At 72.3% G+C, this 11887-nt stretch carries 14 protein-coding genes; 7 read left to right on the forward strand and 7 right to left on the reverse strand.

Annotated elements, in window-relative coordinates:
• Nucleotides 1-84: 84 nt before the first annotated feature.
• The 6 genes from V2W30_RS00425 (at nucleotide 85) to V2W30_RS00450 (ending at nucleotide 6027) form a co-directional block, all read left to right on the forward strand.
• Nucleotides 85-369 carry a hypothetical protein gene (locus tag V2W30_RS00425; RefSeq protein WP_338692643.1) on the forward strand — a complete coding sequence of 95 codons (285 nt, stop codon included), beginning with the start codon at nucleotides 85-87 and terminating at the stop codon, nucleotides 367-369.
• A 226-nt stretch (nucleotides 370-595) separates the two neighbouring features.
• On the forward strand, nucleotides 596-1909 hold the full coding sequence (locus V2W30_RS00430; protein ID WP_338703413.1) for an NAD(P)/FAD-dependent oxidoreductase: 1314 nt from the start codon (nucleotides 596-598) through the stop codon (nucleotides 1907-1909).
• Nucleotides 1903-2643 carry a DUF1365 domain-containing protein gene (locus V2W30_RS00435; protein WP_338703415.1) on the forward strand — a complete coding sequence of 247 codons (741 nt, stop codon included), beginning with the start codon at nucleotides 1903-1905 and terminating at the stop codon, nucleotides 2641-2643. The genes V2W30_RS00430 and V2W30_RS00435 overlap by 7 nt, the downstream gene beginning before the upstream one ends.
• Nucleotides 2640-3923: a cyclopropane-fatty-acyl-phospholipid synthase family protein gene (locus tag V2W30_RS00440; RefSeq protein WP_338692644.1), complete on the forward strand. Its 1284-nt coding sequence runs from the start codon at nucleotides 2640-2642 to the stop codon at nucleotides 3921-3923. The genes V2W30_RS00435 and V2W30_RS00440 overlap by 4 nt, the downstream gene beginning before the upstream one ends.
• Nucleotides 3920-5230, forward strand: coding sequence for a cyclopropane-fatty-acyl-phospholipid synthase family protein (locus V2W30_RS00445; RefSeq protein WP_338692645.1), 1311 nt, complete (start codon nucleotides 3920-3922; stop codon nucleotides 5228-5230). The genes V2W30_RS00440 and V2W30_RS00445 overlap by 4 nt, the downstream gene beginning before the upstream one ends.
• Nucleotides 5227-6027 (forward strand): DUF1295 domain-containing protein, encoded by an 801-nt coding sequence (locus V2W30_RS00450; protein ID WP_338692646.1) that lies wholly within the window; start codon nucleotides 5227-5229, stop codon nucleotides 6025-6027. The genes V2W30_RS00445 and V2W30_RS00450 overlap by 4 nt, the downstream gene beginning before the upstream one ends.
• Nucleotides 6028-6068: 41 nt before the next feature.
• Here V2W30_RS00450 and V2W30_RS00455 read toward each other — a convergent pair whose 3' ends face one another.
• Both V2W30_RS00455 and sigK read right to left on the reverse strand, forming a co-directional pair.
• Complete coding sequence (locus V2W30_RS00455) at nucleotides 6069-6824, reverse strand: anti-sigma factor (protein ID WP_338692647.1); 756 nt, start codon at nucleotides 6822-6824, stop codon at nucleotides 6069-6071.
• Nucleotides 6821-7405 carry an ECF RNA polymerase sigma factor SigK gene (gene sigK / locus V2W30_RS00460; protein WP_338692648.1) on the reverse strand — a complete coding sequence of 195 codons (585 nt, stop codon included), beginning with the start codon at nucleotides 7403-7405 and terminating at the stop codon, nucleotides 6821-6823. Before sigK ends, V2W30_RS00455 begins: the two co-directional genes overlap by 4 nt.
• A 144-nt stretch (nucleotides 7406-7549) precedes the next feature.
• Between sigK and V2W30_RS00465 the strand changes: the two genes are divergently transcribed.
• Nucleotides 7550-8230, forward strand: coding sequence for an alpha/beta hydrolase (locus V2W30_RS00465; protein WP_338692649.1), 681 nt, complete (start codon nucleotides 7550-7552; stop codon nucleotides 8228-8230).
• A 298-nt stretch (nucleotides 8231-8528) separates the two neighbouring features.
• Here V2W30_RS00465 and V2W30_RS00470 read toward each other — a convergent pair whose 3' ends face one another.
• The 5 genes from V2W30_RS00470 to V2W30_RS00490 form a co-directional block, all read right to left on the reverse strand.
• Nucleotides 8529-9428: a YihY/virulence factor BrkB family protein gene (locus V2W30_RS00470; protein ID WP_425244459.1), complete on the reverse strand. Its 900-nt coding sequence runs from the start codon at nucleotides 9426-9428 to the stop codon at nucleotides 8529-8531.
• Nucleotides 9418-10002, reverse strand: coding sequence for a hypothetical protein (locus tag V2W30_RS00475; protein WP_338692651.1), 585 nt, complete (start codon nucleotides 10000-10002; stop codon nucleotides 9418-9420). The genes V2W30_RS00470 and V2W30_RS00475 overlap by 11 nt, the downstream gene beginning before the upstream one ends.
• Complete coding sequence (locus V2W30_RS00480; RefSeq protein WP_338692653.1) at nucleotides 9999-10910, reverse strand: DUF6286 domain-containing protein; 912 nt, start codon at nucleotides 10908-10910, stop codon at nucleotides 9999-10001. Before V2W30_RS00480 ends, V2W30_RS00475 begins: the two co-directional genes overlap by 4 nt.
• A 50-nt stretch (nucleotides 10911-10960) precedes the next feature.
• Entirely contained in the window at nucleotides 10961-11113 is a 153-nt protein-coding gene (locus V2W30_RS00485; protein WP_338703938.1) for a hypothetical protein, read from the reverse strand.
• Between the two features lie 114 nt (nucleotides 11114-11227).
• Nucleotides 11228-11734 (reverse strand): Asp23/Gls24 family envelope stress response protein, encoded by a 507-nt coding sequence (locus V2W30_RS00490; RefSeq protein ID WP_338692654.1) that lies wholly within the window; start codon nucleotides 11732-11734, stop codon nucleotides 11228-11230.
• Between the last annotated feature and the right edge of the window lie 153 nt (nucleotides 11735-11887).

An 11887-nucleotide genomic window follows, 5' to 3' on the forward strand; every position in this document is an offset into this window, starting at 1 on the left:
CACTGAGCTCGGGCTCGCCGTATGGATCCCGTCTTCGCAGCCCGGATCCTGACACGTGACGACACCTGCAAGGTAGCCGCCGGGGTGCCGGCGATACCCACCCCCAGGCACACCGAGGGACACGTCACGTACCTGACCGAAGACGGCACCCTGCTCACCGGCGACTCGCCCGGCTGGGACCCCTGTCGTCATGACCTCAGCGCCGAACCCTCCGTGTGCTGGTACTCCGGGCCCACCCAGGTCCGCTCACTCCAGCGGCTCGACAGCTTCGACTTCACGCGGGTCGTTCCCACCCACGGCACAGTGGGCCCGACGCTCGAACCGGGCGACGTGCGCCGCCGGCTCCAGACGCCGGTCGCCCCTCTGTAGCGCGATCCGGCGGACGGACAGCGCGCTCTCCTCGCACGGGGGCTTCGAAGACCGGCGGGAGGATGTCGCCGGCCTCCAGAAGTCCTCCCAGCCGTTCGAGAGAGGCGGGACGCCACGTCGGCTCGCTGCCGAAAATTTGATCATCCGCCTCCAATCCTTCTCCCGATCAGTTCCGTAATACCTGTGAGACCGCAGGGGGAACCGGGCGAGAGGAGCGGGAATGTCGATGGCGCGAGGGGGCGTTCCCGGTGGGTTCCGCCCGACAGGGCCGGGCGGAACCCACCGGCGGCGAACCGCCGTGATCGGCAGTGGGGTTGCGGGGCTCACTGCCGCGCACGTGCTGGCCCGCGCCCACGATGTGACGCTGTACGAGGCCGATGACCGGCTCGGCGGGCATGCCCACACGCACGACCTGACGGCGTCGGACGGCACCCGGCACCGGGTCGACTCGGGGTTCATCGTGCACAACCGCCGCACCTACCCGAACCTGCTGCGGCTCTTCTCCGAGCTGGGCGTCAGCACGCAGGAATCCGAGATGAGCATGTCCGTACGGTGCGAGGGCTGCGGCCTGGAGTACGCAGGCGCCCGCGGTCCCGCGGGACTGTTCGCCCAGCCGGGCAACGCGCTGCGGCCCCGGTATCTGCGCCTGCTCGTCCACGTGCCCGTGTTCTACCGGGCGGCTCGGCGTCTCCTCGCGGCCGGCGGAGACCCCTCGCTCACCCTCGGCGAGTTCCTGGACCGCGAAGGTTTCTCGCCCTACTTCCGCGCACACTTCACGACACCACTGGTGTCGGCCGTCTGGTCCTGCGACGCGGTCACGGCACAGCACTACCCGGCCGCGTACCTGTTCCGCTTCCTGGAGCACCACGGGATGCTCTCGGTGGGCGGGTCGCCGACCTGGCGCACCGTCACCGCGGGCTCCGGCACCTACGTCGAGCGGGTGGCCCGGCAACTGGACGCGGTTCATCTCGGGGCGCCGGTACGCGCCGTGCGCCGGCACGCGGACGGCGTCGGTCTCGTCGCCGCCGACGGCTCCGTGCACACCTACGACTCCGTGGTCGTCGCCACGCACCCGGGGCAGGCCCTGGACCTCCTGGCCGACGCCACCCCGCTGGAGAAGGAGGTCCTCGGGGCGTTCCGGTACTCGCGCAACACCACGCTCCTGCACACCGACACCAGAGTGCTGCCGCGCTCACGGGGCGCCCGCGCCTCATGGAACTACCTGATGCCCTCCTGTACGGCGGGGTCCGACAGCGTGCGGGTCAGTTACGACATGAACCGGCTCCAGCGCCTCACCGCTCCCGAGTCGTACGTGGTGACGCTCGGCGGCGAGGATCGGGTCGATCCGGCCCGGGTCCTCGCCCGTATGGTCTACGAACATCCCGTCTACACCCCGGATGCGGTGGCCGCCCAGCAGCGGCTGCCCGAGCTGAACACCGAGACGGTCGCGTTCGCCGGCGCCTACCACGGCTGGGGCTTCCACGAGGACGGCTGCCGGTCCGGGGTCGCTGCCGCCGCCGCTCTGGGGGTGCGCTGGTGACGAGTGCCGCCCCCTGCCTGTACCGCGTCGCGATCACCCACGTACGCTCCGCGCCGCGAAGGTACGCGCTGCGCCATCGCACGTACATGTGGCTCATCGATCCCGCGTGCCCGCCCGAACTTCCGCCGCTGCTCAGGCCGTTGGCACGATTCGTGCCGGGTGACCACTTCGACGGCGACCGGCCCTCGGTGCGGGCGGGCCTCGACGCGTTCCTGGCCGAACAGGGAGTCGACCTGGCGGGCGGGCCGGTCGTGATGCTCACCCACGCGCGCGTTCTCGGATACGTGTTCAACCCGCTCACGCTGTACTGGTGTCACGACCCCGGCGGCGCGCTGCGCTGCGTCGTCGCCGAGGTCCACAACACCTACGGCCAGCGCCACAGTTACCTGTTGCGGCCCGACACGTCGGGCACGGCGGTGACCGACAAGGAGTTCTACGTCTCGCCCTTCTTCCCCGTGGACGGCCGCTACCGCATGCGGCTGCCCGTGCCGGGCGAGCGCGTGGACCTGACCGTGCACCTGGAACGTGACGGCAGCAGGCCCTTCACGGCGACCGTCCGCGGCACCCGCCACGAGGCGCGTCCGGCCACCTTGCTGCGGCTGGCACTGCGCAGGCCCTGGTCCACCCTGGCCGTTTCCGCCGCCATCCGGCTGCACGGCATCCGTCTGTACCTGCGAGGGCTGCCCGTCCAGCCCCGCCCCGACCACAGGACCCCTTCGGAGAACGGCTCATGACAACCTGCGAATCCAGCACCGCCGCCGTGTCGTCGGCCACGGCGCCCCAGGCCGCTGTGGACCCGGGGCGTTGGCCCGACGTCGCCACCCCGCCGGGCGCCTCGCGCGTGCGCACCGCCGTCGCCCGTGCCATGGTCGGCCGGGCGCTCAGGCAACTGCCGCTGCGCGCACAGTTCGGCGACGCCACCGTGGTCGGCCAGGGCGGGCCGGTGCTGACCGTCCACCGGCCCGACGCCTTCCACCGTCGTATCGGCCGCTACGGGCTCGTCGGGTTCGGGGAGTCCTACATGGCCGGGGAGTGGGACGCTCCCGACCTCGTCGCCGCCCTCACCGTGCTCGCCGCCCACGCCGGCGACCTCGTCCCGGCTCCGTTGCAGCGGCTGCGGCGGCTGTGGGCGCTGCAACGGCCGCGCGAGCAGCGCAACACCCAGGGCGGCTCACGGACCAACATCAGCCACCACTACGACGTGTCGAACGACCTGTTCGCCCTCTTCCTCGACGACACCCTCAGCTACTCCGCCGCCGTCTTCCGCGCGCTGCCCGCCACCTGGGACCTGCTCGCCGAGGCCCAGCGCCGCAAGATCGACCGGTTGCTCGACCTCGCCGACGTGCGGGACGGCAGCCGGGTGCTGGAGATCGGCACCGGGTGGGGGGAGCTCGCGCTCCGTGCCGCCTCCCGCGGGGCGCGGGTCACTTCGCTCACGCTCTCCCGCGAGCAGCGCGACCTGGCCCGCCGCCGGATCGACGCGGCCGGGCTGAGCGACCGGATCGACGTGCGGCTGTGCGACTACCGCGAAGCGCGCGGCACTTACGACGCCGTCGTCAGCGTCGAGATGATCGAGGCGGTCGGCGCGGAGTTCTGGCCCGTCTACTTCCGCACCCTCGACCAGCGTCTGGCTCCCGGCGGACGCGCCGTGCTCCAGGCCATCACCATGCCGCACGAGCGGATGCTGGCGAGCCGCTCCACCTACACGTGGATCCACAAGTACATCTTCCCCGGCGGAGCGCTGCCGTCCGTCGAGGCGGTCGCCGAGGCCGTACGCGACCACACCGGGCTCGCCATCGCCCGCCGGGACGCCTACGGCGCCCATTACGCCGAGACGCTGCGGCTGTGGCGCGAGCGGTTCGCCGAGCACACGGACGACGTCGCCGCACTGGGCTTCGACGAGACGTTCCGGCGCATGTGGACGTTCTATCTCGCCTACTCCGAAGCGGGGTTCCGCTCCGGGTATCTCGACGTCCAGCAGTATCTGCTCACCAAGGAGGACACCCGCCGATGAACACCACCCGTCGCCGCGGGGCCGGGGCCGCCCACCGGCTCGCCGAACTCGCCGAGGCGGCGCTCGGCGGCCCGCTCCCGGTGCGCCTGCGCACCTGGGACCACACCGAGACCGGCCCGCCCGACGGTCCCGTCGTCGTCGTACGCTCCCGGCGGGCACTGCGCCGACTGCTGTGGCAGCCCGGAGAGCTGGGGCTCGCGCAGGCGTACGTCACCGGGGAGATCGACGTGGAGGGTGACCTGGCCGAGGGGCTGCGGGCCATCTGGTCGGCGGCCCGGCAGCACAGCCTGCATCCGCCGCGCCTGACGCTCGGTGAACGAGTGCGCGCGGCCGCCGTGGCCGCCCGGCTGGGCGCCGCGGGGCCGCCACCGGCCCCACCCGCGTCCCAGGCGCGGCTGCGCGGCGCCCTGCACACGAAGGACCGGGACCGGGCGGCCATCAGCCATCACTACGACCTGTCCAACGCCTTCTACCGGCTCCTCCTGGACGAGTCGATGGCCTACTCGTGCGGCTACTGGGCCGGGGAGGGACCGCAGTTCACGGCGGCCGACGCGCAGCGCGCCAAACTGGAGCTGATCTGCCGCAAACTCGGCCTTGAACCCGGTTCCCGTCTGCTGGACATCGGCTGCGGCTGGGGCTCCCTCACGCTCTACGCGGCACAGCACCACAAGGCTCAGGTCACCGCCGTCACCGTGTCCCGGGAGCAGGCCGCGTACGTGCGGGAACAGGTCGATGAACGGGGCCTGGCCGACCGGGTGGAAGTGATCTGCCAGGACTACCGGGACATCGCGGGCGGCGGCTTCGACGCCGTCGTCAGCGTCGAGATGGGCGAGCACGTGGGCGACGCCGAGTACCCCGCGTTCGCCGCCGCGCTGCACCGGATGACGCGGCCTTTGGGGCGCGTGCTCGTACAACAGATGTCACGCGGAGCGGTGGCGCCGGGCGGCGGCGCGTTCATCGAGGCGTACATCGCGCCCGACATGCACATGCGCCCCATGGGCGAGACCGTGCACCTCCTCGAGGAGGCAGGTCTGGAGGTTCGGTCCGTGGAGTCGCTGCGGGAGCACTATGTGCGCACCGTCGGCGCCTGGCACGACACCTTGGAGGAGCGCTGGGCCGACGTGGTCGCTCTCGTCGGCGAGGAGACGGCGCGCGTGTGGCGCCTGTACCTGGTCGGCGGCGCCCTCGCCTTCGAGGAGCGACGCATGGGCGTCGACCAGATCCTCTCCGTGCGTCCGGCGGCCGCCGGACCCAGCGGTCTGCCCGCCAGTCCGAAGGACTGGTACATCGGGCTGGACCAGGTGTGAACGGCTTCGACTGGGGCGGTTTCACGGCGGGCCTGGCCTGGTCGGCCGCCGCGGCCATGGCCGTCATGCTCGTCACGTTCACCGTCGCCGTGCGCAAGGGTATGCACCGGATCGTCGACGTCGCCTGGGGCATCGGCTTCACCGCGGTCGCCGTGGTGAGCTTCCTGGCCTCGCAGGACGCCGGCGATGCGGGACGCCGCGTCCTGGTCACCGTACTGACGGCGGTGTGGGGATTGCGGCTCGCCGGGCACATCGCCTGGCGGGGCCGTGGGCACGAAGAGGATCCGCGATACGAGCGGATGCTGGCCAAGGCCCCTGGAAGCCGGAACCTGTACGCCCTGCGCATGGTCTACCTGCTCCAGGGTGCCCTGGTCTGGCTCGTGTCGCTGCCGGTGCAGGCCGCCCAGTACGTACCGGGACCGATGAGCGGATTCGCCTGGGCCGGAACCGCGCTGTGGGCGGTCGGACTGTTCTTCGAGACGGTCGGTGACGCTCAGCTCGCCCGCTTCAAGGCGGACCCGACGGCGACGGGCCGCATCATGGATCGCGGGCTGTGGCGCTATACCCGCCATCCGAACTACTTCGGTGACTTCTGCGTCTGGTGGGGCCTGTTCCTCATCACGTGCGACTCGCTGACCGCGGCGGCCCTCAGCGTCGTCTCGCCGGTGGTGATGAGCCTGCTGCTGACGCGGGGCAGTGGCAAGCGGCTCCTGGAGCAGCACATGGCCGACCGTCCGGGATTCGCCGAGTACGCGGCGCGGACCAGCGGATTCTTTCCGCTGCCGCCGCGCGGATGAGGGCCGTGTGCAGCCCCGGGGCCGGGGCTGCACACGTTCTCTCAGGCGGGGAAGCGCATCAGGGCCACCGGTGCGGAGGTCGGGTGGTCCGAGCCGCCCGAGGGCTCCACCGTCACTCCCATGCCCGACGCTCCGTCGACGCCACCGCTCAGCAGCGCCGCCTGGTCGCTTCGTTCGGTGTCCATGAGTCCGGCCGCGCGCATCGTCCCGCCGTCGTCGAACCACAGTTGGTAGACCTTGCCCTGAGGCGGCCGGTCCATTCCCGAGACGATGAAGACGGCTTTGTCCTGGGAGGCGGAGACGACGACGGTGCCGGTGGCGCCGTCGGCCAGCTTCGCCGTCCTGGTGCGTGCGTCGGGCGCCGCGAGCACGGCCGCGATCCGCTCGCCGCGCCGCTCGGCCTGGTGGACCTGGTCCTGTGCGTCCGTGGCCTGTCGGTGCTGCCACACCGCGGTCCCGCCCAGCGCGGCGGCCGCCGCGACACTCGCGGCGAGGGCCCAGTGCTTCAGCGTTCGGCGACGTGCCGTCCCCGTGCGCGCGACGCGGACCGAGGCCGCTTCGCGCGGCGTGTCCTGTCGCACTCCGGTGATCCGCCGCAGTACCTGCTCCCGCAGCGCGGCCGGGGGCACGACCGAGGCGGCGAGGCCGAGCCGGACTGCCGTCACCGTGAGTTCGGCGGACTCCTGGGTGCATGCCGCGCAGTCCGCGAGGTGCTGCTCGAACGCGGCGCGCTCGTCGTCGGACAGCGCGTGCAGTGCGTAGGCGCCGGTCAGGGTGTGCAGGTCGGCGGTGTTCACGCGGTCACCCCCAGGCAGTCGCGCAGCCGGATGAGCCCGTCCCGCAGCCGGGTCTTGACCGTCCCCAGGGGCAGGGTCAGCGCTTCGGCCACTTGACGGTAGGTCAGACCACGGTAGTAGGCGAGCGTGACGGCCTGCCGCTGGACCTCGGTCAACGTGCGCAGACAGCGCCGCACCTGCTCCTGCTCGAGTCGCGCCTCCACCTGCTCGGTCACCTGATCGAAGTCGGGTGTGCGGGCCAGTAGCGCCGCCTTGTGGTCACGCGCCGCGGCGGCTTCCACCGAGCGCACGCGGTCGATCGCGCGCCGGTGGGCCAGGGTGAGGATCCAGTTCATCGCTGTGCCCAGGTCGGCACGGTAGCGCGGTGCCGTGCGCCAGACCTCCACCAGCACCTCCTGCGCCACCTCCTCCGACTGCGCGTGGTCCCGCAGGACGGCGCGCACGGTGCCCAGAACCGGGCCCGCGACCCTGTCGTACACCGAGGCGAAGGCCTCTTCGTCGCCGAGCGCGACACGGCCCACCATCTGTTCCAGGTTCGGCTCGGCGGATGGATGTCTGCCGATGTATACGACTTCTTTCACGGGGCCCTCCGTGGTCACGTGTCTCACGGGGTATTCCGGAGCCCGAGCGTCCATGGATTGGTCCGGCCAACCAATCTTTTCCGCGCGCGGTGACGAATGATGGGTGGCGGGGCCGCACCACGGCCCTGGCGGACGGGAGGACGGATGACCGGCGGTGAGCAGCGCGTGTCCGGGGACGCGGCGAGGGCGGGCGGCGCGCTGGTTGTGCTGCGCACACCGCCCCGGGCGCGGGCCGCCGTGCTGTACCTGCACGGCGGCCGGGCCGACAGCCGTTCACCGTCACGGCCCTGGCATCTCGCCGCGCTGCGGATGCGTCCGTTCGTTCGGGCCCTCTCCGCCGCGCTGCCGGATGATCCCGTCCTGCTGGCACAGGTGCGCTACCGCGTACGCGGCTGGAACGGTACCGACGCCGACGCCCTGCACGACGCCCGCCAGGCACTGCGGGAACTGTCGGGACTCGTCAGGGACGTGCCGGTGGTGCTCGTGGGCCACTCGATGGGCGGACGAGCCGCTCTGGGAGCCGCGGGCGCGGCCCAGGTCAAGGCCGTCGTAGCGCTGGCCCCCTGGCTTCCCGAGGGCGAACCCGTGACCCACCTGCGCGACAAGGACGTCGTGGTGTTCCACGGAGACCGCGACCGGGTCACCGACCCCGGCGCCTCGGCAGCGTTCGTGCAGCGCGCTCGCGCGGCCGGTGCGCGCGCCCGGTTCCACCTCGTTCCTGGGGGCGACCACGCCATGCTGCGCGGCAGCTCCCACTGGCACCGCACGACCGCCGCGACCGTCGCGGATCTCGTGGGACCGCGAACCGGTCGGCCTCGCGGCTGACTTGAGGAGTCGTGTCGTACTGACGCCCCGGCTGCTTCAAGGCGTTCCGACTGGGGCCTGTCTCCCAGATCCCTCCGTCCGCTCAAAGGGCGGGCCCTGCGGCGTCCGGTGCGTGCTCTCGGCGTGCCGGGTGCAGGGTGGCCTTGGGCCCGGTGCGGCGAGAGCGCGTGCCAGGCGTCGCGGGGCAGCAGGGATCTGGGAGACAGGCCCTCACCCTCGTCCTCGCGGACGCGTCCACGGCGCGGCGACGAGGTCGGTCGCGACGAGCGTGCCGGGACAGCCGCCTGTCGGCGCTCGCTCACGCCGAGCCGCCGGCCGTTTCCGCCGCGGCGAGTTCGGCCGAGAACTGGGCGCCGGCGAGCAACGCCAGGTTGGACAGCCACAGCCAGATCAGGAAGACGACGATGCCGGCGAGGGATCCGTACAGGCGGCCGTAGGTGGTGATGATGGACGTGTAGAGCGCGAAGCCACCCGTCACGATGAGCCACAGCACGGCGGCCAGGACACCCCCGGGAAGACTGAGGTGACGTACGCGGGCGGTCTGCGGGCCGTTGCGGAACACCGTGGAGACCAGCAGGACGACCAGGGCCAGCAGCAGCGGCCAGCGGGCGATCGTCCAGGCGAGAGGCACGGTGGCATCCAGTTGGAGCGCTCGCCCGATTCCTTCGGCGACCGGTCGGCTCAGCACGAGCACCAACGCGGTCAGAAGGAGAAGGGACAGCAGGGCGAGCGCGGTCCCAACGATGCGGTGGGCCCGCGCCAGGGGCGTGCGCCGGTCGGGAGCGTGGTGCATGTGGTGCAGCGCGCGCCGGAACACCGCCAGATAGCTGCACGCGGACCAGAGGGCGCTCACCAGGCCGGTGGCGATGACGGTCCAGGCGCCGGCGTTCTCTCGCATCATGCGGGTGAGCAGGTCGTGGAGCTGGTTGCCCGCCTGCCCCGGCGCGTAGGCGGTGACGTCCTCGATCAGTGACTGCGCGGTACCGGGGCTGACGAGTCCGAACGCCGCCACCATCACCAGCAGACCCGGCAGCACGGCCAGGGTCGCGTAGTAGGTGAGCGCGGCGGCGTAGTCGGTGATGTCGTCGTTCCACATCGACAGGGGTGTGCGGCGCAGGGCCCGGCAGAGGTCGACCGGTGAGGGGACGACGCGTTCGGCGGCTGCCCGGGCGGGCACCGCGGTGGGTTCAGTGGACATGAGGGGTGCGGTGGTGGGTGCCGCGCAGGCGGACCTGGACGGTGACGGGACGGGGCTCGACCGCGGTCCGGACCTCCGCGGCAACGGCGTCGAGCCCCTTGAGCACGCCGGCGGGCGCGACGCCGGGCTCCAGCCACACCTGCTGCCGTACGTGCAGGTGGCCCCGTCGGCGGGCGGTGCGCACGTGGCAGCGGGCCACGCCGCGGACCGTCTGTGTGCGCTGCCGGATCGCCTCTTCGAGGGCGGCACCCCTGAGGTGGCTGCCCGGAGCCGCCAGGGCCAGGCGGGCGGGACGGCGGACGACCAGCTGGGAAGCGAGGCAGAGGGTCAGGACGACGGTGGCGAGGATGCCCGCCGCCACCACGGCCGGAGTCCACCAGGCGTGTGCGCGCAGGCCGGACAGTCCGGCCCGGTCGAGCAGGACGCCGTCCGCGGGGAGCCTGCGCAGGCCGCTCGGCAGGAGTGCGGGCCATGACTGTTCGTAGGAGACGAGGCACAGGCCGGCTCCCAGGAGGAGCAGCCCGAGCAGGCCCAGGGCCAACCGGTTGGCGAGGATGCGTGGTCGCGCCGTCATGCGTTCTCCTCGTCGGTCGCCGGATCTCCGGGGTGCGGCGCGCCGGCCCTGTCGGTGGTAGCCGGCGCCTGCCAGGTGCCGGCGGGCCGTAGGGCGAGGCGCAGGCGCGGGGGGCGCCTCAGGTCGCAGGCGGCCAGCAGGCCGGTGGCAGCGCGGAGTGCCTGGTACCGAGCCGACGCGCAGTCCCCGAAGGCGACTTCGCCCCGCACCGTGACGGTCCGTCGACCGCAGCGGGCCTTGACGTCCTGGGTTCCGGGCACATCAGCCACGACGTCTCGGATCAGAGCGGCCACGGCTGACCGGTCGATCGCAGCGCACCATCCGTCCCCTGCCGTCCGGAGTGTCAACCGGCGTCGCCGACCCGGTGTGAGGGCCAGGATCAACAGCCACACACCGATGAGTGCGGCGACGGCGCCGGCCAGTGTGACGGCCGGGTCGCCGGGACCGTGACCGGCCAGCCATCGCACCGCGGCGGGCCGCCACTCCGCAGGCGGCTCACCGGCGGCGTGCACCCGCAGGACATCGACCGTGCACACGATCGCGGCAGCCGCCGCCGACGCCAGCAACAGGCCTGCGGCACGCCGCCGCTGGGACCACCAGCGGCGCGGCGGCCGCCCTGCCGGTCCGACGTCGGCATCGGCATCGGCATCGGTCGGCGAGGGCGGCGTGCCGTGCGCGGCCAACCCGGCCACCACCACACGAGCCGAAGGGACGTCCAGGCCCGTGAGTGCGCGCGTGCGGGCGGTGACGTGTTCCTGCACGCTGCGGGTGGCCGCCGACAACTGCGCGGGAAAGGGCAGCGTCACCCGCACACCGACGACGGCTCGTCGTCCCACGACGGTGGCCGACGCGCTCACCTCCCGCGCGGCGACGGCCTCCAGGGCGGCGCCCCGGACAACCTTGCGCACGGCTCTGTCGGACAGAAGGGTGGTGCCCCGCGCCGCGCGGGAAGGAGCCGTCACCGCCGCGCCCGCGAGAACATCCGCGGCACATCGTCGAGTTGCCCGCCGTCGTCGAGCCAGCGGCCGACCCCGTATCCGACGGCACCGAGTGCGGCGACGAGCAGAAACGCTCCGAACCCTCCGAAAAAGCCGGCGAAGGCCAGCGCCATTCCCGCCAGCATTCCTTGAAACGCCGTACTCACCCGTGAGCCTTCCTCTCGCGTGCCCCACGACGGGGCGGCTGCTGTTCCTGTCCGTAGCGGGCGCGGCTGCCCGTCCGCCCGCTACTCGACCCGGGACTCGCCAGGCGTCGGGGCGTCATCGTCGCCGGGGAGATGGACGTCGTTGACGGTGACGTTGACCTCGACGACCTCCAGGCCCGTGATCCGCTCGACCGCCAGAATGACGTTCTCCCGCACGTCGGCGGTGACCTCCATGATCTGCACGCCGTACTCGACCACGAGATCGAGGTCGATCGCGGTCTGCCGCTCCCCCACCTCGACCTTCACTCCGCGCCCCACATTGGCCCGGCCGCCCGGAATCCGCTCGCGCACGGCGCCGATAGTGCGTGACAGGCCGCCCCCCATCGCATGGACCCCCGGAATCTCCCGTGCCGCCATGCCCGCGATCTTCACGACGACCACATCGGCGATCGCGGTCCTGCCGCGCGTCGACGCCGGCTCCTCCACACCCGGGCGCCCGGCACCGACCTCGGTCGTCGTCTCGGACAGCGTGCTCCTCTTCGGCGAGGCGCCCTGCCGCTCAACGGCTGCCATCTGCTGCGTCACCATGCCCACATCTCCCTGCTTCGTCGACTCCGTGGATCGGCGGTCTGTGTTCTTGGACCCCGGCTGCGGGCCGTTGTGACGCGGCAGAACCAGAAACCTTTCCGGCCAGGCCGTCGCATCGGTACCGCGACGCACCCCACCGTCTCCACGAGCCCC

Source organism: Streptomyces sp. Q6 (genome assembly GCF_036967205.1).
Taxonomy (GTDB): domain Bacteria; phylum Actinomycetota; class Actinomycetes; order Streptomycetales; family Streptomycetaceae; genus Streptomyces; species Streptomyces citrinus.